General features: G+C 58.7%; 12 protein-coding genes. 4 read left to right on the top strand and 8 right to left on the bottom strand.

Annotated features, from left to right (window positions below; translation table 11 throughout):
• Positions 1-76: 76 nt before the first annotated feature.
• The gene (locus BUE92_RS13905; RefSeq protein ID WP_073524330.1) at positions 77-412 is read right to left on the bottom strand and encodes a hypothetical protein; all 336 of its coding nucleotides are present in this window, start codon (positions 410-412) and stop codon (positions 77-79) included.
• A 1252-nt stretch (positions 413-1664) separates the two neighbouring features.
• Here BUE92_RS13905 and BUE92_RS13915 point away from each other — a divergent pair.
• The 3 genes from BUE92_RS13915 to BUE92_RS13925 all read left to right on the top strand — a co-directional run bounded on the left by BUE92_RS13915 (position 1665) and on the right by BUE92_RS13925 (position 10568).
• Positions 1665-3086 carry an amino acid permease gene (locus BUE92_RS13915; RefSeq protein WP_073524332.1) on the top strand — a complete coding sequence of 474 codons (1422 nt, stop codon included), beginning with the start codon at positions 1665-1667 and terminating at the stop codon, positions 3084-3086.
• Between the two features lie 153 nt (positions 3087-3239).
• The gene (locus BUE92_RS13920) at positions 3240-5282 is read left to right on the top strand and encodes a M3 family metallopeptidase (RefSeq protein WP_073524333.1); all 2043 of its coding nucleotides are present in this window, start codon (positions 3240-3242) and stop codon (positions 5280-5282) included.
• A gap of 90 nt (positions 5283-5372) precedes the next feature.
• On the top strand, positions 5373-10568 hold the full coding sequence (locus tag BUE92_RS13925) for a dermonecrotic toxin domain-containing protein (protein WP_073524334.1): 5196 nt from the start codon (positions 5373-5375) through the stop codon (positions 10566-10568).
• 79 nt (positions 10569-10647) lie between these two features.
• On the opposite strand, the gene BUE92_RS13930 is transcribed toward BUE92_RS13925, so the two are convergent.
• The 4 genes from BUE92_RS13930 to BUE92_RS13945 form a co-directional block, all read right to left on the bottom strand.
• Positions 10648-15756 (bottom strand): hypothetical protein, encoded by a 5109-nt coding sequence (locus tag BUE92_RS13930; RefSeq protein ID WP_073524335.1) that lies wholly within the window; start codon positions 15754-15756, stop codon positions 10648-10650.
• 99 nt (positions 15757-15855) lie between these two features.
• Complete coding sequence (locus BUE92_RS13935; RefSeq protein WP_073524336.1) at positions 15856-16986, bottom strand: OpgC family protein; 1131 nt, start codon at positions 16984-16986, stop codon at positions 15856-15858.
• 276 nt (positions 16987-17262) lie between these two features.
• On the bottom strand, positions 17263-17547 hold the full coding sequence (locus BUE92_RS13940) for a putative quinol monooxygenase (protein ID WP_073524337.1): 285 nt from the start codon (positions 17545-17547) through the stop codon (positions 17263-17265).
• Positions 17548-17559: 12 nt separating this feature from the next.
• The gene (locus tag BUE92_RS13945) at positions 17560-19179 is read right to left on the bottom strand and encodes an FMN-binding glutamate synthase family protein (RefSeq protein WP_073524339.1); all 1620 of its coding nucleotides are present in this window, start codon (positions 19177-19179) and stop codon (positions 17560-17562) included.
• A 301-nt stretch (positions 19180-19480) separates the two neighbouring features.
• Between BUE92_RS13945 and BUE92_RS13950 the strand changes: the two genes are divergently transcribed.
• Complete coding sequence (locus tag BUE92_RS13950) at positions 19481-19753, top strand: type B 50S ribosomal protein L31 (RefSeq protein ID WP_073524340.1); 273 nt, start codon at positions 19481-19483, stop codon at positions 19751-19753.
• Positions 19754-19773: 20 nt separating this feature from the next.
• On the opposite strand, the gene BUE92_RS13955 is transcribed toward BUE92_RS13950, so the two are convergent.
• From BUE92_RS13955 to BUE92_RS13965, 3 genes are read right to left on the bottom strand one after another with little or no spacing between them, the layout of a single operon-like run.
• A complete protein-coding gene (locus tag BUE92_RS13955) occupies positions 19774-21153 on the bottom strand; it encodes an ATP-binding protein (RefSeq protein ID WP_073524341.1) in 1380 nt (459 codons plus the stop codon).
• A complete protein-coding gene (locus tag BUE92_RS13960; RefSeq protein WP_073524342.1) occupies positions 21150-22967 on the bottom strand; it encodes a DAHL domain-containing protein in 1818 nt (605 codons plus the stop codon). The genes BUE92_RS13955 and BUE92_RS13960 overlap by 4 nt, the downstream gene beginning before the upstream one ends.
• Positions 22964-23929 carry a cytochrome-c peroxidase gene (locus BUE92_RS13965; protein WP_073524343.1) on the bottom strand — a complete coding sequence of 322 codons (966 nt, stop codon included), beginning with the start codon at positions 23927-23929 and terminating at the stop codon, positions 22964-22966. Before BUE92_RS13965 ends, BUE92_RS13960 begins: the two co-directional genes overlap by 4 nt.
• Positions 23930-23957 lie beyond the last annotated feature (28 nt).

Raw genomic sequence — 23957 nt, forward strand, 5'->3', positions numbered from 1 at the left:
CGGCAGATTGATCGGACCTGTGTGAAGCGTAGACGTTGATTGCCGGTGCTACGAGGCGCGCTGAGGTTTTCGACAGCTACTTTTTCAAGTTCGTGCCTGCGCCGGGCAGACCTTTGGCTCGGCGTACCGGATACGGCTCACCCGGTACTTGGCGGAAGCTGCCCGGTAGCGGTGTCAGCGATTCGTACGAGTAGGCACGGTGTTGCACTCCCAGCCAGGGCTGGCCGAGATGGTCGATATGGTCGACTTTCCAGACCAGCCCGGACTCGTAGAAAAAACGGTACAGGCACTGTTCCTCAAGGCATGGTCCGGCTGTGGGAACGCTGATGATCTCAATGCCAAAGTCGAGCCAGACCAGCTCGTCTTCCCCGACGAAATGCGTGCTCAAGTCCTGGCAAATTTCACATGGCATGGCTTTATCCCCACAGAGAAACGCTCATCATGGCAATGCTCGGGCCCTTGGGAAAGCCGCAGTGGTTTTTGACGACGATCCCACACCGTTTAGCGCAAATGCCTTCGACTGGGGCAAGAGCGTTTTGCTTACGTTACCTAAATAACGGATATGTACGCGGTCTGATCCAACATCCCAGTTGGCTGCCAGGCCGTCTTCGCAGCATAGGTATCTACACAACTTTATAGGCTGTAGCAGCCGACGGTAACCACGATGCGAAGCGAGCCGCTCTTGATCTTGATCTGCTTTTGATCTTGATCTTAGGCGCCCCGTTAAACCACGCTGGCCGGAATTCGACAGGGATTTGGGGGGTAAACCGGCAGGGATGCCGATTTAGCCGCCCCGCGCCATGGATGGCGCGTGGCGGCGGCCCCCCAAATCCATGGCGGATTACGGGCACACCGAGCCTAAGCGAGGTGCCGAGTGGTGGGGCAAGAACGTTTGGGTTACTTTTGCGCTTTTCAAAAGTGACCCGCTGTAAAAGCGGAACCTTAAGTGGCCGTTACCGCAGGAATGGATATGTACACGGTCTAATCCAATATGCTGGTCGGCTGTCAGGCCGCCATCGGGGGCAAGCCCCCTCCCACATTTGACCGAGGTGTGTCACGTAGATACCTGTCGATTGTGAGGCCGTCAGGGGAGCAAGCTCCCTCGCCACAGGTCCAGCGGCGTAACCAAAGTTGTGTAGATACCTATGCTCATCGCAGGCAAGCCAGCTCCCACATTTGGATTGCGGCGCGTCAGTTAGATCTGCGTCGGCTGCCAGATCGTCACAGGTCCAGTGTCGCCCCAAAGTTGTGTAGATACCTATGCCCTTTAAGGGGTGTGAGTGATGAGGTTGTTTAACGTCGCGCCCGTCAAGGGGGGGAAATACCTATATCGATCGATAACCGTATGGGGATCGTGCAGAACACAGCCTCTGAGCCAATGTGTAATACTCTGCGCCGTTTTGCGCCGTGAAGGCCGATCTAGACGCTTGGCCAAGCCCTCCGTCGATTGGCTTTTTATCGGGGCTTATCGCCAAATATTGCTGTTTATTGAGTGAAAAGCCCTGACGGTAGCTTTTTATACTGCATGCCCGCTGACCCGGCCGGTGACCACGGCCAGGCGGGCCTGCCCACGAGGCAGGCCCTGTTATGTCGGTGTATGGGCCCATCCGCTCATAGGCCGAAGACTCGGTGGCTAACTCCAATAAAAACGAGGTTGTATTCCTATGCCTGTCGGCAAACCACTGCCCCCTGGCGAGACCGCTCAAGGCGGCCCGCTCAAACGCGAACTCGGTGAGCGGCATATCCGCCTGATGGCGCTCGGCGCCTGTATCGGTGTCGGCCTGTTCCTTGGCTCGGCCAAGGCCATCGAAATGGCCGGCCCGGCGATCATGCTGTCGTACATCATCGGTGGCCTGGCGATCCTGGTGATCATGCGCGCCCTCGGCGAAATGGCGGTGCACAACCCCGTCGCCGGCTCGTTCAGCCGTTACGCACAAGATTATCTGGGCCCTTTGGCAGGCTTTCTCACTGGCTGGAACTACTGGTTCCTATGGCTGGTGACCTGCGTGGCGGAAATTACCGCCGTGGCGGTGTACATGGGCGTCTGGTTCCCCGATACCCCGCGCTGGATCTGGGCCCTGGCGGCGCTGATCAGCATGGGCACCATCAATCTGATCGCGGTCAAGGCCTTTGGTGAGTTCGAATTCTGGTTCGCGCTGATCAAGATCGTCACCATCATTGCCATGGTGATCGGCGGCGTCGGCATCATTGCCTTCGGCTTTGGTAACGACGGCGTGGCGCTGGGCATTTCCAACTTGTGGGCCCACGGCGGCTTCATGCCCAACGGCGTACAGGGTGTGTTGATGTCGTTGCAGATGGTGATGTTCGCCTACCTGGGCGTGGAAATGATCGGCCTCACCGCCGGTGAAGCGCGCAACCCGCAAAAGACCATCCCCAGCGCCATCGGCTCGGTGTTCTGGCGCATCCTGCTGTTCTACGTGGGCGCGCTGTTCGTGATCTTGTCGATCTACCCGTGGAACGAAATCGGCACCCAGGGCAGCCCGTTCGTCATGACGTTCGAGCGCCTGGGGATCAAGACCGCCGCAGGCATCATCAATTTCGTGGTGATCACCGCCGCGCTGTCTTCGTGCAACGGCGGCATCTTCAGCACCGGGCGCATGCTCTACAGCCTGGCGCAGAACGGCCAGGCGCCGGCGACGTTCGGCACCACGTCCAGTAACGGCGTGCCACGCAAGGCGCTGCTGCTGTCGATCTTTGCCTTGTTGCTGGGCGTACTGCTCAACTACCTGGTGCCGGACCAGGTGTTCGTGTGGGTGACCTCCATCGCCACCTTCGGCGCGATCTGGACCTGGCTGATGATCCTGCTGGCCCAGCTCAAATTCCGCAAAGGCCTGAGCCCGGCCGAGCAGGCGGGCCTCAAGTACCGCATGTGGCTGTACCCGGTCAGCTCCTACGTGGCGTTGGCATTCCTGGTGCTGGTGGTGGGGCTGATGGCGTACTTCCCGGATACCCGCGTGGCTCTGTATGTGGGGCCTGCGTTCCTGGTTCTGTTGACGGTGTTGTTCTACGTGTTCAAGTTGCAACCGAGCAACGCTGGCGAAGGCGCGGCACTCAAGGACATGTGACTGCCTGCGCGACGCGCTTGAGCATAACGCGGGGGTATTCGATTCCCCGCGTTATCGCTTTTCTGGTCCGTTTACCCATACCTATCTATCCCTTCAACGCTGATTCATTCCCTAGGCTGGCTGCTTCGACAGCTACCTTTGCAGAGTGACGTCATGTCCGAAAGCAACCCACTTCTACTGCCCTTCGACTTGCCACCGTTCTCAGCCATCCGAGCAGAGCACTTGGTGCCCGCCATTGAGCAGATCATCGCTGAAAGCCGCAACACCACCGCAACGATCATTGCCAGCCAGGCGCCATTCCCCACCTGGGATGACCTGGTGCAAGCAGTGGAAGCGTTGGAGGCCCGTCTGGATAGCGTTCTCAAAATCATTGAACTGCTCGACTCTCTTTCCCAAGGGGCGGCATGGACGCTGGCATCACACCGCAGTTATGAGCTTGCACTGCAGTACCGCGCCGAGTTGGCCGCGAACAATGACCTGTATCAGCTCCATCGACAACTCGCCGATAGCCCGATCGCGGCCCTTTTCAATGAACAACGCCAAAGCGCGTTGCGTAAAATATTGCGCAAGTACCATTTGGCTGGCCTTGACCTGTCTGCTGAGCAGCAGTTGAGGCTCAACGCGTTGAACCTGGAAATCGACGAACTCAGTCAGGAATTCCTGCACCGTGTAAGAGACTCCAACAACGCCTGGCGTAAGCACATCCAGGATAAGGCGCTGCTGAGCGGGTTGCCTGATGCGGCTCTGGCACGCATGGAAATCGCAGCCCGGGACGTAGGCATGGATGGCTGGTTACTCACCCTTTCCGAGCAGTCCTTTCAGGACGTGATGAGCTATGCCGACCATCGAGCCTTGCGTCAGGAAATGATGGTGGCTTACTACAGCCGTGCCGTGGGCCCAGGCCCTGACGCCATTGCCACCGACAATGAACTGGTGCTGACCGTGTTGCTCGACAGTCGTCACCAGAAAGCACAACTGCTGGGCTATGCCAACTTCGCCGAGTTGGCGTTGGTGGAGCAAATGGCGGAGTCGACCGATGAGGTCACGGCATTTGTGCACCAGCAGATTGATCAGGCACGCACGACATTTGCCTACGAGACACAACAACTGCAACGCTATGCCGCGCAACGGGGGATTGATGCCCTGGCACCCTGGGATTACAACTATTTAGCGGAAAAAATTCGCCAGGCCGTGGCGGGTGTTTCGCAGGACGCGGTGCGCAACTACTTCCCGTTGGAAACGGTGCTGCAACGATTGTGCACGTTCACCCAAACCCTGTTCGGCGTTGAGCTGATCGAACAAACCACTGTCGATACCTGGCACCCGGATGTGCGGGTATTTGAACTCCGGGAATACGCGCAGCCGATCGGACATTTGTTTATTGACCCTTATCGCCGTGTGGCGGGCGGCGAGATTGGCGCCGCCTCGGGCTTGCGCAATCACCGAATGACTGCCGAGGGGCGTCCACAGCGGCCCATAGCCGTGCTACGCAGTCAGTTGCCACGACCTACAGCGGCCCAACCTTGCTTACTCGATCACTTACAATTGAGGGTGTTATTGCATGAGTTCGGCCATTGCCTGCAGCACCTGTTGAGCGCCGCTCCCTACCGGGCGATTTCCGGTATGGGCCAATTAAGCCATGATACGGCGGAGTTCTTCGGCCAAGTGTTGGAGCAGTTCTGCTTTACTCCGTCGTTCCTGATCTGGCTGTCCGGCCATTTCCAGACGCAAGATCCCTTGCCTGACGATGTGGCCAATCAAATGAGCCGATTTGTTCACACTCAGACCAGTCAGGAAACCGCCAGCGTTTTGCTCACAGGCCTCGTCGACTTCGAATTGCACCGTACCTACGGCGACGGGCGTACACCTCATGAGGTTTTCACCCATGCCAACCTTGAAATCGGGTATTTGCAGTGGCCTGATGGCGCGCGCCCGATCAACAGTTTCGAACAACCGATGGGCAGCTATGGGGCCAAAATGTATTCCTACACCTGGTCTGGTGTCCTGGCTCGCAAGGCTTTTGAACGGTTTGAGCGTGATGGCCTGTTCAACCCGCAGACCGGGAAAGCCTTCCGTGACCTGTTTATCACTGAGGGGGATACCCGTACGCTGTTGAGCTCGCTGGCGCTTTTTCGAGGTGAAGGCGGGCGATGCGTCGAGCCTTCCACCGGGCATGAAGCGCGGGTGCATATGTAGCTCTCGATTGAAACTCGAAACGCCAGAGTGATCCTCTCAGATCACTCACGGCTGCTCACCCCAGCAGCCAATCGGCATGGAGAGCATTCAATGGTTACTGACAACCCACCGTATTTTTTCAGTGAAACCCAAACCGATCGCACACAGCTAAGCGAGCGCCAACGCACGCGCAACTTTACCCTCAAGGACCTTGACTGGCTCGACTCCGTCTATCTGGCCACCGACGCTTTGCGGCGGGCACAAAAAGCGCCGATGCACGTTCAAACCCTGCAACTGAACGTGCTCGGTCAACCGGCTATTGAACTGGCAGGCGCATTCGTCATGAGCCCCGCTCCGCAAGGAGGGGTTTTTCTGTATACGCCAGCGCGTGGTCTGGAAAAGCTGGAAAGCCATGAAACACTCAAGACGCAACTGGGGGCGTGGCTCAAAGACGCGTCGCAGCGCCAAGGGTTGCTTGATTACCTTTCCATCTCCCAGCAAGTCACCCTGACGCCTACTGCGACTCTGACTATTACCGCGCATACCGTGGCCGGTGCTGTCTTCGAAGCACAACAAACGACCCTTTCCAATAACTTGCTTGAAAATGCCCGTCTGATGCGCGAGGAGCTGCTCAAACTGCCCAGTTTCACTTCTCTGCTGGATGAATACATTTCCACTGAGTTGGCGCAGTCTTTTACGGGGGTCGATCATCGTCAAGTCCAAGTGCAGAGTTATGTCATCGATGCCTTGAGCGAATCAGGCAACGCTGATACGCCAACGTCCCGACACACGACCACCCGCTCCTTGAGCGAAACCGTCCTCAGGTATTTCGTTGCCAATGGCTGGCCTGCGGGTGAAACCCGGCGCTACTACAACCCCCAACGCACCGCTGACTCCCAGCAACCTGACGATCAATTGCGTTGGGAAGCATCGGTCCAAGGATTGGCCCAGGGCTTGAAAACACAGATGAAGCAACAGCCCAATACATTTTGGGCGCAGCCTGCCAGCACCGGTGTTTCACGGCTGCAACTTTTTACCAACGCCATGGCCAATGCCTTTTTTACGCAGGCGCTCGACCAACAACAGCAAACAACGATTACGGCTGACCAGCGTTTGCACCTACAGGCCTTGCCGCTCAAGGCTGCGCTCTCTGCGGCAACGCTTGCTCCGGCCATGAATGTTGAAAAGGCACTGCTGAAAGCGCCTGACCAGTCCCCTGTTGAGCTGGTAGGCACACTTGCCATCAGCACTAAAAAGAACGCCGATGGTTCGCCCTGGCTGCTCTATACCCCCCATCAAGGCCTGCAATCATTTACCGAACTGGGCGCGCTGAAAACCCACCTTCTCGAAAGTCTCAACCCCCGTCTGCATTCCGATGCCTGGAGAAAACACCTGTCCAGGTCGCAACGCTATAGCGAAGTCGACCTGTTGGCCTGCGACATCACCAAAGCCCCCATCACCGGGGTGATTTTCCAAAGCATCATGGAGGGCATCATTGAAATACAAGGGTGCAACCTTGAATACGCCCTCGATCAGTATCGCCTGAGCCAGGGCACGATGGACCTCGACGCCCTGGTGGATAACGTGCTGGATGTGCGTAGCATGATTGATCCAAAATTACTGACCTTCGAACCCATGGGGCGCTGGAGTACCCAGTTGGCAGGCAGCTGGACGGCGACGGTGACAGAACCCAGCATTCCGCCAACGCTCTCTGCAATGCGTACCACCGTACATTTGCTCGAAAACATCAACGCCGAAGTCGAACGACACGTAGCGTTTCGCCCTTCGCTTGAGCATTGCGCCACCACCTATCTCAACACCAGACTGTACGCTCTCGGGCAGCAACACCTGCAGGCTGCATGCCTCTCGGTCCGCCAATACAGCAGCCCCACGAATGACACTGCCACCCCTCAACTGCTGTCATCGAGCGGCATGGTCGACTATTTCCTGGCGCGTTTATGTGGCGAAGTGGGTTCATTCATCGACCCGCTGAACACCCACGTCTACTCAACCGCTCCTGACAAACCCGCCACTAAGATCTCAAGCTTGGACCTCACCACCTTCAGTACGCTGATCGACAGTGCCGTCGACGGTTTTAAACAGTATCTGCGTAGAACCCACAGCGTATCCCCCAACATGGAGCCCCTGCTGAGAAAAGCAATGGAGATGGGCTTGACCGGGGAAACGCAGCTCAGGCTTTGGAACAACGCTTTATTACCCCTCGACTACGAAGTGCTCTTAGCCGTATTGGGTATTTACGCCAGAGACTTACGTCTTAGTGTCAATGGGTTCCGCCCCGACGCGTTTTCTTTACGGGTCACACCTGCTGGGCAAAGTACCCCACAGGTACTCATTAACTGCTTCGTGCTGACCGAGCGCGGCGGGCTTGACCCTCAATATAGCGGTCGCACGCTGTTGTGGACGCCCGCGTTGGGCCTGGAAAGCTTCCACTCATTGAGTCACTTCAAAGCAGAGATGGGTCGACGTCTGGCAATCCCGGACGAACGACAGGTTTTTCTGGCGAACCTGGCGACGCCGGACTGGGACTCGCATCCGAGCTATGCACTCAGTTCCCTTGAGCTGGTCGAAGACAACCTCGTCGAGCACTTGCAACGAACCTATGCCCAACAAAAAGACCGTGAACTGGCGCAAATCCTTTCCATGAAACTGTCCGTCGAACAGTTGCGCAAGCTATGGCAGGTTCAAGCCACACAAAACCTGGCGCCCACCAACGTGCAGCGTGCCATGGACATGGTCCAGGCCATGATCCTGCAACAGGGTCTGCAATGGTTCGGCAACGCCAGTGCTGTCGATCAACAGCTCCATGTCGAATTGTTGGAGCAATATCGAAACAACGTCACCGACAATCAGGATTACCTGCACGGGATCGACTCACTGGCTCAGTTCACGCGCGAGAAACTCAGCGCTTTACTCAAGGAGCTTGACGATCAGGGCAGCGTTACACCTGATGAAATCGAAGTCGGGTTGCCCGCGCAGGGCAGTACGCCGGCCCGCAACCAGTCGCTGCTGGACTATGCCTTGAGTCATCAATCGTATTGGAACGATGAGGTGCCTCTCTTCGCCAGTACCGGTACAACGCCGTTGCCCTCCACCCTGGATGCGCAGACGCTGAAAACGCGGATACAGGCGCTGAACATCAACGCGGCTTACCAAACGTATATCAAGTCCTTCCTGGGCCCTGCCAGCCCGGACTTTGAGCAGCGGTTTACGCGATTCGCCAAGCAACTGCCGTGGCAACTGATGCAATACGCTCACAGCATGACGTTGCAAGGCCAGCTTTCACCGGCGGCCTTCGGGCTCATTCAACAGATCATGGACATGCCCGATGCTACCGCCCGTGCGACAGTGGTGGGCACCAACGCCATGATCCGCCCTCTGGAGCTGTTGGTCGATGCCGGGAAGAAAACGATCAAGATCCCTGGGACTTACCTGATCGGTCCCGCCTCATGTGCAGAGGGGCCTCAAGTCCTTTATGCCCCCTACAGTCCTGGCTACACCCTCAAGGAATACACCGTTGAGGCCGCTCTGTGTGCTGAGCTGACAGCCTCCGGCGCCTTACAGACTTGGCTTCGACAGGTGGTCCCGGCCGTTGACCTCTCGGCACTGACAAGCGCGCTGGAGCAGCCCCAAGCCAGTACCACCGTCCAGCTGGCATGCAACCCCATCAACGCGCCTCTGTTCAAACAGTTGTTCACCGACAATGTCGAACTGCTGGCAACGCTGCTGGGCTGTCAGAAAACGGCCAATGCAGGCCCTGCCTGGGAGACGGCCAAGGCCGTGTTCTCCGAGGGGGTACAGCAGGCTGTCGTGTTTTTTTCCGGCAAACTGGCTTACCCCTTCTTGGTCTGGCAGAGCTATAAGCTGTTCAAAGCGTCTGCCGAAGAACTGCAAAGCCACCAATGGCATGAGGCACTGGGGCATTTTATTGGCGGCGTCGCCTTGCTGGTCGCTTTGCGCGATTCCATGCCTCCTGTATCAGAGGGCGGCATACCTGCGGCCCCCGAGCCGAGCCCGTCGCCTCCCACACCTGCGACCTCTGTGGTGTCCTGGCCTGCGCTGGACATTACCGCTGCGCCACGCACCCGGCTCCAGCGTTTCGAAGCCCTTGAGCCGAGCTTGGCCAGCCTGATTAAAGACACTTCGCTGAACCTTTACCGCTCGGCTTCCAACCACTACTACGCGGCGGTGGCAGGGAAAGTGTTCCAAGTCATTCAGCACGGCCTGGATTGGCGCATCACCGGTGCTGGCGAAGTCGGCCCTGTGGTGCACAGCAACACTCGACAACAGTGGATGCTCAGTAGCACTGACCTATTGCTGACGGGGCGACGAACCCTTGCACGATTGACTAATCGCTTTTACTCCGAGCCATTTGCGCGCTCCAGTATGAATATCTTGGCCAGCGGGATGCGCGAGATTCGAGCGCTATACGCTCGGGAATCTTGGCTTATCACCGATGCACTTGCTCTGGCGACGTTTTATACACAGAACGCCCAGGAAAATTTGCGCCTGATCACACAAACGCCCCTTGCTGCACCTGGGCTCGTCACGCTAATAAAAACCTTTTTCGGCTTGCAGACGCTCGAGGTCGAACACCTTGAAAAAATTCAGGAGACCGTCGACAAGGTATGCAATGCGTTGATGGAACCCTCACTGACCTCCTCGGACTCAACGCGATTTGTCATTGGCCATTCGCGGGTGCCGGCCCTTCAGGGCGTACACACGTTGATGGCCTTTACGATTGTCCCCGACCCCCTCCAGCTGGTGTACTTGACCGAGGCATTTTTCAGTCCAGGTCTGAAATACAGTCATTTGCTGATGAAACCGTTCTATGTCAGCGTCCATGCCCGTGCGACCACCCTCATTCACGAAATCACCCATCATGTATGTGAGACGCTGGACTTGGCTTACGTGCATTCCGCCCATCCCTTTCATGACCTGATTGACCCCCAGACCCCTGAGGGCAGTAAAACTAAAGTAGCCCTGGAAAACCGCCATCTTGCAAGACTGTCGCTCAATACCCCGATCCGGGAGTTGTTCAAGGTTGTCGATATTGCAACCGGTCTCAAAACAGACCCAGCCAAGGGCACGTCAACACAGCCTGTACTCGACAGGCTGCTCAGCGTCACTGGCACCCAGACCCTCGCCGATGCCCGGCGGGTTTTCCGTACCGATCCGCTTAAACGCATCATTACGGTACTTAGCAACGCCGACTCCGTCGCCTACCTGATTGCACAACTGGGACGCCGAAACGAGAGACTTGTTGGCGCAACCAGTGATTCGCCCTGACTCGTAATGCTCATCGAGATGAGTGTTGAAAAATCCGCGGACCGTTAACTGACGGACCGCGGATTTTTGTGTGCGGCCGTTATGGCAGTGGCTGTTTGGGGGTGCTGAGTAACAACTGCAACCAGTCCGGGTCGTTAGCTCGCGCCCAGCGATAGGCGTTCCCGTCGTTGAAAAACACCGCAATGTCTTCAAGGTCCCAGGTGAGCATTTTTATATGCAGCGTTCTCATGTACTCGTTTGCCGGGCAAGTGATGGCCGCCCAAGGGTCACTGATCCATAAATCGGCCCACCCGCTTTCCTGGAAATCCAACGTCAGGTTCAAGCCAGCAGGTGGCGTGCCCACCACGACGAAGGTATGAACCTGGCAGATCCAGACCTGGGCCGTCCCGCCATTGGTTCGTATCATTTCGCACGCCGCATGGGCCATCTGATCGCAATTGCCGGCACCGGTCTTGAGGATGATCTCCGTGTAGCTCGGCTGGCCGATCTTGCTGTACTCCCACATCACCACGGATTGGGCCTCCTGCACCCGGCGTAGTTCATCCAGCGTGGGGCCTTGGACATTGGCGGACTTGAGCTGGGTTCTCTCTACCAGCGCCGAGGTGCTGGCGTGGGCTTTTTCGGCCAGGTGGCGATTGATCTGCCAGGCAGTAGGTTGTGCGGGTGTGTCAGGTCGGGGCGGCCAGATATCGAGCTGCACAGGGCGCGACACGAAGTTGAAGTTTAAGCGGCGTCCTTGGTCGCTGAGGTTGAGCAGCAGCTCGCGTTGCTTGATGGTTCTAAGGCTTGTAGCCCGCTCACGGACCCGCTCGATTTTTTCGGCGCTGACGCCACGGCGAGCTAACTGTCGATACAAGGCTTCCAGCGTCGGCAGTGCGACCAACGGCTGGTCGGGTAGGCGCTCCGCCGCGTTCAAGAATTGATTCCTGCGTTCGCCAAAGGCATCGATCAGTGCGACATGCTCGCCACCGACGCTGTAATCCAGTTGTTCAAAGTGCAGCGCGCTCGGCCCTGTGGATGTTACGGGCACTCGGTAAAAGACGCCGACATCGGCTTCGACCACCCAGTGTTTCATGCCAGGCATGCTGACCAGCAACGCTCTCAGGGTGCGTCTGTCGTTGATACCGTCAACGATGCCGTCGAGCTCCACCACCTGCGTCTTCCGGCTGAGCACGGTGTCCAGATCGTCTACCGGCAGGCCGAACTGGGGCTCGTTATCAATGCGTCTGCCGGTGATGTGGGTTTTGTAAGTCAGGGGGGCCGATGCATGCAGCGGTGTCAGTTCGAATTCGATAACGCGCGGCGTAACTTCATGGATGCATCGGTAATAGACCAATTGACGCTTTTGTTCGCCGATCAACGGAGCGGGTATCAGTCGAATGTGGTCCAGTGCCTGGACCCGACGCAAGTGGATCGAATGCGCATACTCATGCAGTTTTTTAGTGAAGCAGACGACCGGGATGGGGCTGCGTTTATTTCTACGCATCGTGCACAGATTGTCGAAGGTATCGACTTGCCGGGCATAGGCCGGTGAGGTGAGTTCGTCCATGTGTGTGGCCCCCTCGTGGGGCAAGCGCCATACGCGGCCTTGGTCCAGCAGATCGGTGGCGTTGGCACGCTGAATCAGCAACGGCGGCTTTTCGAAGAGTGTTTCGGTCATTCTGGCCTTATAGCCGTCCACCGAGCGGTACGGGATGACCGTTATCGCCGTGTCCAGCCGCAGGCCCGCAAGCGGTGGCCCGTAAGGTTTTGCACTGAAAGGGTCGAAGGCGTACCAGGCGCTGGAGCGTTTTATCGCCAGCACCTGCGTCACTCCATCGGCACGTATCAGGGTGGCGGGCGCGATGTCGGCTCTGTTGAGCAAGCGCGTGTAGTCAACGGCGGCCCCGGGGGCCAGCCGCAGGCGTGTATGCCGGACTGCGCCCTCCAATGCGCGCATGCCGGCTTGATTCAGACGTACCAGGCCATGCCGGCCCAGGCGTAGCAATGACGGCAAGCTATCGAAAGGGTTGAATACCGCATTCAGGTAGGTGGCACCCAGCTTGGCCAGTTGCAGCAGCTTGATGTAGGCGGGCGCGGCTTTTCCCAGGCGCGTCATGCCGGAAAGCAACACACCTTTGGTGGGAGCGAGCAGACCGAACACATCGAAAAAGCACCCATAGGCGCCCTCGATCATGCGTTTGGTATCGCCTGAGGCCAGGTCCTGGGTGCATGACCACAGCGGGATAAGCCCCAGCAGGGCCTGGTACACCGCTTCTGCGGTTTTTTGCCGGTCTTCCAGAAGGGTTGAGCCCCTGGCTTGTGCCACCAGGGCGTCGATGTCGAGGAAGAAGTGTTGATTGACGATGGTTGTCGCCAGGGTGAAGGCTCTTGGCGAATCGAACATCAGCGCCTGGCTGACGGGCTCCGATGCCTCGACGCGCCACAACCGATCGATGATGACGGTTGAAGACTGATCCGCTCTGGGCGGACTGCCGGTCATGTAGGCTGTTTCGTCAAGGGCCAGCGAACTCCCCAGATGCAGCTGCGAGGTCGGCTGCGTGCTATGCGGGCTGCCCGTCTTGACCGTCAGAGGAGTGCCTCCCAGGTCCAAGGTGCGTGGAAGGCGGAGGTTTTTATACGCCAGGTTCAACAGAGGGAACAGTTCGTAGTCATGGTGACCGTTGAGCACCTCGCACCGTAGGATCAAACCGAAGCGGCCAGTGCGGGCCATCTTCTCTCCCGGTTGTTCTTGGATCTGTGGTTTGTTCGCCGGTTGCCTCATCACCAGCAATTGCACAGCGGCTTTTTGCAAGTGCTCGCGATCCTTCACAGGTAATTGTGCGAGCAGATAACGGATGACCGTGGTGTAGGCCGCTTTGAGACGCGCGATATGGGCGGTACTGGCTTCGTGGAATAGGTTGTTGACGTTGTTCAGTCGGCTCAAATGCGGTTTCAGTTGGGCCAGATTCAGCGCTGGCTCGACAGAATTCCATTGCTCGGCGACAGGCTGTAATGCCCCGCTCATGTGCAGGTCCACCAGCGATTGCAGCTGTATGCCGCGAGCTGGGAGATAAGACGGCCGCCGTAGTGGCCCTTGTCCCCAGCGCAGGCATTTTTTCTTCAATAACCGGTTTCTGCGGAATATTTTTTTCAAGTCATTGAGTGCAATACGGCGGCGTGTGATTAGGGGGGTTCGTAAGGTTTTGGACGCATCGCCCAGTGCATCGAGACGTGCTTTGAGCGTGGTTTGAAGCGTGTTGATGTGCTCAAGGTTATAGGTGCCGTACTCATCGCCGCTGTGCAGTTGGCCCTGTGCAAGCCCCCAGTCAATCAAGGTGCTGGTGGTGTAGTGAGTACGCCACAGGGGTTGTTCGGCCGCGTCCAGCTCCTGGGTGGCGAGCGCTACGATGTCGTTGAACCGCAGGTGCCGCGATGAGCCGCAGGCGAGCGCTTCTGCCAGCATCACACCTTGCTTGAACAACAGCCAGGCATGGGAGGTCATGAAGTACAGCGAGTCGGGGAGCTTGCCGACCAGAAACTCCGGGGCGAGACCGGCCAGCAACAGGTGTGCGGCAAGCGCGGTGGAGCGCGAGGTGGCGGCACCGCTCTCGATCAGGTGCAGTTCCACTGTGCGGCGAAGATCCGCATAGCGATGGCCCCAGCAGTCACTATGGTTGAGGTTCAGGCCGACAACGGTGTAGCGACGCTGACCGGCCTGGGGGTCCAGATCCAGGATCAGGGCGCTCAGCACCAAGGTGTCACGACTGGACCGGTTCGCCAACTGACCAGGTGCATGGCCGTACCATTGCACTGCGTCGATCAATTGATCGGCCAATGTTTGCGCGGCTGGATGGGCCAGTAGCGAGTACACCTGTTCATCGGGCGGGCCGGGCAGCAGATCGGCGCTCAACAGCTCAAGCAGCCCTTGATTGGGCTGTGGCAGAAACCTGCGGGTGATGTTCACGACTAGGGCGCGTTGCTCGGCCGACAGCGTCAGTGCGCTGGGTTGCGGCAAACCCAAGCCTTCCCAGTAATTGCCCAGGCGAGGTTTTACCGGCAACGCCCGTTCGAGCCGGGGGCCTTGGGCTTCGGCGCGATTGTCGCGTTCACGTTCTGCGGTGAGCCCTTGCCGATGCACCTGTAGGGCCATGTCGGAATCGGCCTGGTCGCAAATGGGCGGGGTGGTAAGGGGCGAAGCGCTGCGCAACTGTTCTATCAGGTCCCAGGCCGCTTCGCGGGTATTGGGCAAAGGCAGTTCATGCAGGGTGAGCAGTTGCGCCAGGTTGAATTTGCCATCCAGGGAGATGGACAGTTGCATGGCGTTTGCGAGGTCTTGCAAACGTTCAAGGGCGCCATCCAACGCCAGTTGGGCCAGCTGTTCATAGCCTATTTCGTGCGGCGTACCGCTGGATCCCGCCCCTCTGATCGACTGCCGGGTGACGTCAAACGAATACTGCTCGGGGTCCAGGTTCCGGGTTTGATCCAGAGCCAGGAACTGTGGATGTTCGGTAATGCCCAGGAGCAAGGCCGCGGCCGATTCCATACTGGTCGCCCAGAACGAGCGTGAGGTCAGCCAGCAGCGGGTACGGTACAGCGTGAACAGGTTGAATGCCCGGTCCTCCTCATCCTCCGCATTGATTCCGGCCAGTAACTGCTCAGCCAGGGTTTTCTGGTCCTGCTCCAGCTGTTTGAACGCTTCTGACACGGGGGATTCAGCGCGCCCGAAAAACGATTGAAGGTGGCTCAAGGTGTCTATCACTGTGCCCCGTTGGGCGCGCGTGTGCGGTTGTGGGTAACCGTAAAACCGTAGGATGCCCCGAGCGCTCAGTGCCGGGTGTTCGCCGGGGAAGGGCAGGCCCATCGCGTCGGGGTCGATGACCTGGGCGATGGCCAGGATAGGCGGTGCAAGCTGGTACCAATCACTGGGGTCGTCAAGGGTGAAGGTTTTGTCTTGGGTATGCAGCGTACCGTTGCGCACAGTGAGATCGGCCAGCTTCAGCGACTGCCGCTGGACCCAGTCCAGGACGCGTGGGCGCTCGAACGCCTGGCGGTACAGCTGCAACCAGCAGCCCAGCGAGCTTTGTGCGGGGATCGGCAGCGATGCGTCTGGCGTGGATGTTGCGGTCTTGAGATGCTCGACCAAGGCACTGGTCATCAGCCTGTCGCCATCGCGGCGCAGGCTTTTGCTTTGATTCAGCGGGGTCATCCGTGGGGTTCCTGTCGAGAAGAGCTGCCCTGTCGGCAACTCTTTCACTGTTTAAGTGGACAGAAATGGAACCACCACGGTAGACGCGCCAGGCGCTATCTATGTAGCGGGAGAGGGGGGCGGAGTGCTTCGCCGCTGGTCCAAGCGCTTGTTGAACTCCAGCCACGCGGCAAACAAGGCCATGACCACGGCCCCCACCACAGCGGTGGCGATCTGTATGGCGAAGCGGTCACCGGTCACGGCGTTGACCATATCGGCCAACGGCGCCAGCACCACACCCAGGCAAAATACCTCCAGGGAATAGCGCCCCATCCGCGCCAGTTGTTGCGCCAACCAGTGTTGTGTCCAGCCGACACCGGGGAGCAATTTGGCGGTGACGTAGGCCAGGGCCAGGAAGTGCAGCAAACGCACCGGTGACAGGTCGGTCTTGCTGATGGGGTACAGCCATTCGCCGATCAGGCGTGGCATCCAGGCATCGTGCACGTCGGGCCAGCGCCATGACAGGGCGATCACGCAGGTCATCAGCACATACGCCGCAGCCGCGATAAACAACGGTTGACGAAGCAGTGGCTGCTGCACGGTAGGGCGCGTCGAGCGTAAAGCCGCGGCGCCGCCGAGGATAAACAGGCACTGCCAGGTAATCGGGTTGAAGTACCAGACCCCGCCGTTGCTGGCCGGCAGGTTCCAGCCCTGCCAGGGTGCGAGCAGGTATACCGCCAGCGAGATCGCCACGGTGACCATGGGCATACGCAACAGCAGCGGCAGGGTAATGGGCAGGCTGAGTATCAGCACGATATACAGCGGCAGCGGGTCGGTCAGGTTGGGTTTGAAGCGCAGCAGCAACTCATCGACCAAGGCCTGCTGGGTATTGCTGAGGAAATACTCCAGGCCCATTTCCTGCACCAGGTCGCGGGTTTCGATGTGGCTGTTGGCGAAAATCACGATGCCCATCAACAGCGCCAGCAAGAAAATATGCACCACGTAGAGCGTCCACACCCGGCGCAGGATTTTCAAACAGGCGATGAAGTAGCCGTCGCGTTGCAGGATCTTGCCGTACGCCAATACCGCCGCGTAGCCGGCCAGGAACACGAAGATTTCGGCGGCATCGCTGAACCCGAAGTTCTGCACGGTGACATTGGCCAGGGGGTTGTGGGGCACGTGGTCCCAGAAAATGAAAATCAACGCCAGGCCCCGAAAAAAATCGATGCGCGGGTCGCGTCCGTTCAGCATGGCAGCGGGCTCTTGAACAAGTTGTTGAATGACGATAGGTGAGCGCGTGCGTTGGCGCACGCCGCACGTCGGGCGGGCGCAGGTTGGCGGTATTTGTAAGCGATTGCAAAGGCTGGATATTACTGAATGTCTCTGGATATCAATGATGGCCCTGGCGTGTGGATGTCCAACTGTCGGGCAGTTGCGCGGCGACTGCGGCGAAGTCCAATAACGGCATGTGAATCTCCTTGTTTCAACGATGCCGTCGGGGGGCGGTTCAGTGGGCGGTGGGTTTTGTCAGAAAGCGTCCATCAACAAGACCCGGCATGGCTTGGCTTGATGCTCATTGATCTGGGGCACCAACCGTCTGAAGTGCTCGGTCTGGCAGTGCGCATCCAGCGCCGCCTGGTCGGGCCATTGTTCGATAAAAACAAAGTGCCCCGGGTCTTTTTGATCGATGAATAAATCGTAGGTGATACACAAGGGTTCCTGGCGGGTTTTTTCCACCAGTTCGGCGTACCACGGGCGTACGGTTTCCAGATGTTCGGGCTTGATAAAGTCCTCGGCGATGACTTTCAACATGCTAAGTGTCCTTTAGGCTGCAGCAATTTCATGCGGCTCAAAACTGTCCGCCCGCGCCATTTGCCACATGCGCGAATAGAACTCGCCGTTCACTTCACCGGTGAGCAACTCCCCGGGCTTTAGGAACACATGCAACTGCGAGAACAGCTTGATCTCCGTCGCTGACATGCGCCGTACCAAGTGCTTGGCCGACAATTGCGACGGATGATCCAGCCCGGCGGCGGCGAGCATTTCTGCCAAGGCGTGGAGGGTGTTGCGGTGGAAGTTGAACACGCGCTGGGCCTTGTCCGGCACCACCAGCGCACGCTGGCGCAACGGGTCTTGAGTCGCTACGCCAGTCGGGCATTTGTTGGTGTGGCAGCTTTGCGACTGAATGCAGCCGATGGCGAACATGAAGCCGCGCGCCGAATTGGCCCAGTCGGCGCCGATGGCCAGGACGCTGGCGATGTCGAAGGCGCTGACGATCTTGCCGCTGGCGCCGAGTTTGATCTTGTCGCGCAGGTTCAGGCCCACCAGGGTGTTGTGCACAAACAGCAAACCCTCACGCAGTGGCACGCCGATATGGTCGGTGAACTCCACAGGGGCGGCGCCGGTGCCACCTTCCTTGCCGTCCACCACGATAAAGTCCGGGAGAATGCCGGTTTCGAGCATGGCCTTGGCAATGCCCATGAATTCCCACGGGTGGCCCAGGCAGAACTTGAAGCCCACGGGTTTGCCGCCGGACAGTTCGCGCAACTGGGCGATGAACTGCATCAGCTCGATGGGGGTGGAAAACGCACTGTGGCGTGACGGCGAGATGCAGTCTTCGCCCATCATGATGCCGCGGGTCTCGGCGATTTCCTGGGTGACTTTGTGCTTGGGCAGAATCCCGCCATGGCCAGGCTTGGCGCCCTGGCTCATCTTGATTTCGATCATGCGCACTTGTGGGTTCTGCGCCTGCACGGCGAAGCGCTCCGGATCGAAACGGCCGTCACTGGTGCGGCAGCCGAAATAACCGCTGCCCAGTTCCCAGGTGAGGTCGCCGCCGTTTTCGCGATGGTAGGGGCTGATGCTGCCTTCGCCGGTGTCGTGGGCAAAGTTGCCGAGCTTGGCGCCGTGGTTGAGAGCGCGGATAGCATTGGCGCTCAACGAGCCGAAGCTCATCGCCGAGATATTGAACACCGACGCCGAGTACGGCTGCGTGCACTGCGGGCCGCCGACCATCACACGAAAGGCGCTGGGGTCGCTCAGCGGTGCGGGACGCATGGAGTGGCCGATGAATTCGAAGCCCGACTGGTACACGTCGATCAAAGTGCCGAAGGGTTTGTCGGCGGTTTCATTTTTGGCCCGCGAGTACACCAGCGAACGCTGAGCGCGGGAGAAGGGCAGGGCGTCGCTGTCGGATTCCAGCAGGTACTGGCGGATTTCCGGGCGGATGCCTTCCACCAGGTAGCGGATATTGCCCAGGATCGGGTAGTTGCGGCGCACCGCGTGGGGGCTTTGCAGCAGGTCGAAAATACCGATCAGGCTGAGTACAGCGGTGATGAGCGTGATAGGCCACAGCCATTCATGTTCGATAAAAGGGAGGCTGGCGAGGGTGAAAATGACGCACACAGCGAAGAAGGCGTAGCGGCTTAACAAGGACAGGCTCATACGGTTTCCTTGGGTTCGGACTCTTCAGGTCGATCCACCATTCTGCGCCTGTCAGGAAACCATAGACAACCTGTGGGAATATTCAGTTTGGTACCGCTGGTGGGACAGACTGGCCCGGGATAGACAACTGGCGGCGGTTGGGTCGGTTCGTAAACTATTAAAATTGACAGTCTGAAGCCGGCCTCAACAGCGGCTATATAGAAGCGCTCGGCCTAATCTTATTGCAATAGGTTCTCGTTTGGATGCATTTATCGTGTTACTGTATAACACATCAACTGCACCCAGATGCCCAGGAGGCCTTATGAAAGCTGGTATCCATCCCGACTACCGCACCGTGCTGTTCCACGATACCGCCGCCGACGTGTTCTTCCTCATCGGTTCCACCGCCGACAGTGATCGCACCCACAAACACAGCGACGGCAACACCTATCCCTACATCCCGCTGGACGTCTCGAGCGCCTCGCACCCGATCTACACCGGCCAACAGCGCAAGACCCAGGTCGAAGGCCGCATCGCCGGCTTCAACAAGCGTTTTGCGTCGTTTGGGTCTAGTCCAAAAAAAGCTGACTCATGAGTATGATTCGGCGGCGTGCCCTACGCCGCCGTCTGCCGAATCGGCAGTACCACCCGAAACTTCGTACCCTTGCCCACCTCACTGCTGACGCTGATATCGCCACGGTGTTTCTTGACGATCCCGTAGGATAACGACAACCCCAACCCCGTGCCTTCGCCCACCGGCTTGGTGGTGAAGAACGGGTCGAAAATCTTCTGCACGGTTTCGGGAGCAATCCCACAGCCGTTGTCTGCCACTTCCAGCCACACGTTTTCGCCTTCCACCCCGTTGCTGATGGTAATGGTGCCGCGCTCAGGGCCCATGGCTTGTGCGGCGTTGATCACCAGGTTCATGACGACTTGGTTCAGTTGGGAAGCCAGGCACTCAATGTCTGGCAGGGGCGCGTATTGCTTGACCACATCGGCCTTGTACTTGAGTTCGCTGGCGACGATGTTCAGCGTCGAGTCGATGCCCTGCTGCAGGTTGGCGAACTGCCAGGTCTGGTCGTTATCCACCCGTGAGAAGTTCTTCAGGTCCTTGACGATCTGCACCACACGGCCGATGCCGTCCTTGGACTCGCGGATCAGGATCGGAATGTCGTCCTTGAGAAAATCCAGGTCCAGCTCGCTGCGCAATGCCGTGAGTGGGTCGCGATGTTCTGGCGCGTCGATGTGTGCTTCGCTGCGCTGGTAGGCATCGAGCATCTGTTGCAGCTGTTTGAAGTAGTTGTCGAGGGTGCTGAGGTTGGACGAAATAAAGCCCACCGGGTTGTTGATCTCGTGGGCGACACCGGCCGCGAGTTGCCCCAGTGAGGCGAGCTTTTCCGACTGCACCAGTTGGCTTTCCAGGAGCTTGCGCTCGTCGATCTCCAGTTGCAGCGCTTGGGTGCGTTCTTCCACCAACTGCTCCAACTGCGAAGTTTGCAGGAAGGCGCGGCGAGCCATGTCCCATTTGTTGGCCAGGGTGTTGGCCATTTGCTGGACTTCGATATTGTCGAACGGCTTTTTCAGGATCAGCAGGCGGTCAAAGGCGTTCAGGCGAAACAGCAGGTCATCCCAGGAATAATCCGAGTAGGCGGTACACACCACCACTTGCAGCTCGGGGGCGACTTTCCACAGTTCTTCAATGGTCTTGGCGCCGTCCCAGCCCTGGGGCATGCGCATGTCAACGAAGGCCAATGCATAGGGGCGCTCTTGCGCCATGGCGCTGGTCAGCAAGCCCAGGCCTTCCTCGCCGCCATAGGCGCAGTGCAGCTCGAACGCCTGGGTTTGAGGTTTGGCCGCGTCGCCAAACAGTGCCGACTCCATGTCATCCAGCGCCTGGGTGGAGGCTTCGTCGGGCATCAGGATCTTGCGGAAGTCCTCATGAATGGACGGTGTGTCATCAATCAGCAGGATGCGCCGGTTGGGAGGTTGGTTCATGAGTGGCTTCCGGCAAGGGTCAGGGGGATGGTCAAGGTGAAGACGGCGCCCAGGCCCGGCCCGTCGCTGTGGGCGCTGAGCTGGCCGTTCATTTCCACGGCGGCCAGGGCGCAGCTGTGCAGGCCGAAGCCGTGGCCTTCCTTGCGGGTGGTAAAACCGTGGGTAAAGATGCGTGCCATGTTTTCAGGCGGTATGCCTTCGCCATCGTCCTTCACACTGATCTTCAGGGTCTGGTCGTCTACCGATTCGACCGTCAGGGTGATTTGCCGTGGCCGCTCAGACAGGTTGGCCATGGCGTATTTGGCGTTGCTGATCAGGTTGACCATGATCAGCAATAGCCGGTGCTTGTCCCCCAGGATCTCCGGCACCGGGGCGTACGCCTTGACCACTGTCACATGGTGACGGCTCAGCGCGCCGGCGTTCATGCGCAGGGCGTCATCCATCAAGGCGCTGATGTTGACCGGCTCCAGCAACTTGGACGCACCCGCATAGGATTGCTGGGTCGAGACGATGTCCTTGATGTGGTCCACGCTTTTGCTTAACTGCGCCAGCTCATCGCTCAGGCCTTGCTGTTCGACGGCAATCGCTTCGACCAACTGGTTCAGATAGCCCGGCAGCAATTTGCCCTTTTCATCTTCGGTGAGGAAGGTGCCCAGGTCGCCCTGATGCGCATTGATCAGTTGCATGGCCTTGCCCAGTCCGAGCGCCTTGCTGGCGCGTAGCTTGCGGCTGACCAGGTCGGCGGAGATATTCACGCTGTTGAGCACGTTGCCGACGTTGTGCAGCACGTTGGTGGCGATCTCCGCCATGCCGGCCTGGCGGGCGCTGTCCATCAGCTCGCTCTGGGCATCCTTGAGCTGTTGCGTGCGCCGTTCCACCCGTTGCTCCAGGGTTTCGTTGGCGGACTGCAACGCGCGGTTGACACGGTTGATCTCGGCGAAACTGCGCAGCAGGCGTACCGCGAGGTAGAGCAGCAACACCATCAGCAACGTCGAGAAGATCAGCAGGTAGCGATGGTATTGGTGGTCGATGAGGTCGGCGGCTTGCTGGTCCCGGTTGAGGTGGGTGGTCAGGTCGTCCAGACGCTCGGCCACCGGCACGGCGGCAATCCGCTCCAGCAGCTCGTTGACCACCGGCTGTTCGCGCAGGATCAGTGAGATGTGATTGCTCAGAATCTCCACCGCTGCCTGAAACTCACTGGGCAGGCTCTGTTTGTTCACCGCCAGTTTGCCCAGGCCTACCAGGATCTCGGCGGCGCGTTCGTCGCTGGTGACTTGGGCGAACTCCAGGCTGCTGAGCAGCAGGTCGTAGGTGTCGGTGGCCACGCCTTGCAATTGCAGTCGGCCTTTATCGTCAATCTGGTTGAACTGGGCCTGGATGTCATCTTCAGCGGTCGGCAAAAAGGCCAATGAGTTGCGCAGCACCGCATTATGGGATTTGAACTGGTCCACCAACCGGGCTTTCTCCTGAATCGCCGCCTGGTAGGCGTCTCGGCCAGCCTGCCATTGCGGCAGGTCGTTCGGACTGTGGTACGTAGCGCTGTTGTCCAGGCTGGCCCATAGCAGGGTCATTTCTGCGAGTGGTGCGACCAGTGGGTCGTAGTTGTGGGTAATTGCGATGCGTGCCTTGAGCACCTCGCTGTCCCATTGGGCATTGAGCTGCTTGAGATGACGAATCAGGTCCCGCGACTGGGTATAGCTGGCGGTCTGGTCGCGAGAAGACTTGAGGTACAGAAACACCAGGGTCGAGGCCAGGAACAGGGTCATGAGGCCTAGCAGTATTTGGCCGGTGCGCCGGCGTGACACTCGTCTCATAGCGGCTTGCCTGCCCATTCGCCGGTCAGGGTCTTGAGAAACTGGATAATCAGGTCCTTGTCTTCCTGGGACGGGTTGCGCCCCAATTGGTACTTGAACATCACGTCAACCGCCTCCTCAAGCGTCCTGGCCGAGGCGTCGTGGAAGTACGGCGCCGTGACGGCCACATTGCGCAGGCTGGGCACCTTGAACACATGGCGGTCCTCTTCATCCTGGGTCAGCAGGTAGCGCCCCAGATCCGATTCCAGCGGGTTGCCGCGGGCCTTGAAGTAGTCGCCCATCACCCCGAACTTCTGGAACATATTGCCGCCAATGTTCACGCCCTGGTGACAGGCGATGCAGCCGTAATCCTTGAAGCGTTGGTAGCCGTATTTTTCCTGGCGGGTCAGGATATCGGTGTTGCCCAACAAGTATTGGTCAAACCTCGAGTTTGGTGTCAGCAGCGTGCGCTCATAGGTGGCCAGGGCGTTTTGCACATTGGAAGCGGTGACGCCATTGGGGTAGGCCTGTTTGAACGCGTTCTGGTAGGCGGGCAGGGCGGCCAGGTTGTGCACCACGGTGTTCCAGTCGCTGCCCATTTCCACCGGGCTGGTCACCACCTGTGCGACCTGGGCCTCCAGCGTGTCCACCCGACCGTTCCAGAACTGTTTGAAGTTCAGGCTGGCGTTGAACACGGAAGGGGTGTTGATCTGCACCGGTTTGCCGTCAAAGCCAATGGAGAACGGCTTGTTGTCGGCGCCGCCGCTGGTCAGTTGATGACAGCTCGCGCAGGACAAGGTGTTGTTGACCGACAAACGCGGCTCATTGAACAACTGGCGACCCAGCTCAACCTTGGCCGGGTCCAGTACTGGAACCGCCGGCAAGGGCTTGAGCGCTTCGTTCAGCGGCGCGGCTGAGAGCGGTGCGGTGCCCAGGCATAACGCGAACATCAGGCCGGAACGGTGGTTTACGACGTTGCTCAAGCGAGCACTCCTTGCAGGCCCAGGGCTA

Source organism: Pseudomonas fluorescens (assembly GCF_001902145.1).
GTDB classification, from domain to species: Bacteria; Pseudomonadota; Gammaproteobacteria; order Pseudomonadales; family Pseudomonadaceae; genus Aquipseudomonas; species Aquipseudomonas fluorescens_BV.

Excerpts from the sequence above, each read along its gene's own strand:
- BUE92_RS13915 (WP_073524332.1), top strand. The coding sequence starts at position 1,665 with ATGCCTGTCGGCAAACCACTGCCCCCTGGCGAGACCGCTCAAGGCGGC.
- BUE92_RS13930 (WP_073524335.1), bottom strand. The coding sequence starts at position 15,756 with ATGACCCCGCTGAATCAAAGCAAAAGCCTGCGCCGCGATGGCGACAGG.
- BUE92_RS13940 (WP_073524337.1), bottom strand. The coding sequence starts at position 17,547 with ATGTTGAAAGTCATCGCCGAGGACTTTATCAAGCCCGAACATCTGGAA.
- BUE92_RS13920 (WP_073524333.1), top strand. The coding sequence starts at position 3,240 with ATGTCCGAAAGCAACCCACTTCTACTGCCCTTCGACTTGCCACCGTTC.
- BUE92_RS13925 (WP_073524334.1), top strand. The coding sequence starts at position 5,373 with ATGGTTACTGACAACCCACCGTATTTTTTCAGTGAAACCCAAACCGAT.
- BUE92_RS13950 (WP_073524340.1), top strand. The coding sequence starts at position 19,481 with ATGAAAGCTGGTATCCATCCCGACTACCGCACCGTGCTGTTCCACGAT.
- BUE92_RS13945 (WP_073524339.1), bottom strand. The coding sequence starts at position 19,179 with ATGAGCCTGTCCTTGTTAAGCCGCTACGCCTTCTTCGCTGTGTGCGTC.
- BUE92_RS13935 (WP_073524336.1), bottom strand. The coding sequence starts at position 16,986 with ATGCTGAACGGACGCGACCCGCGCATCGATTTTTTTCGGGGCCTGGCG.
- BUE92_RS13960 (WP_073524342.1), bottom strand. The coding sequence starts at position 22,967 with ATGAGACGAGTGTCACGCCGGCGCACCGGCCAAATACTGCTAGGCCTC.
- BUE92_RS13955 (WP_073524341.1), bottom strand. The coding sequence starts at position 21,153 with ATGAACCAACCTCCCAACCGGCGCATCCTGCTGATTGATGACACACCG.
- BUE92_RS13905 (WP_073524330.1), bottom strand. The coding sequence starts at position 412 with ATGCCATGTGAAATTTGCCAGGACTTGAGCACGCATTTCGTCGGGGAA.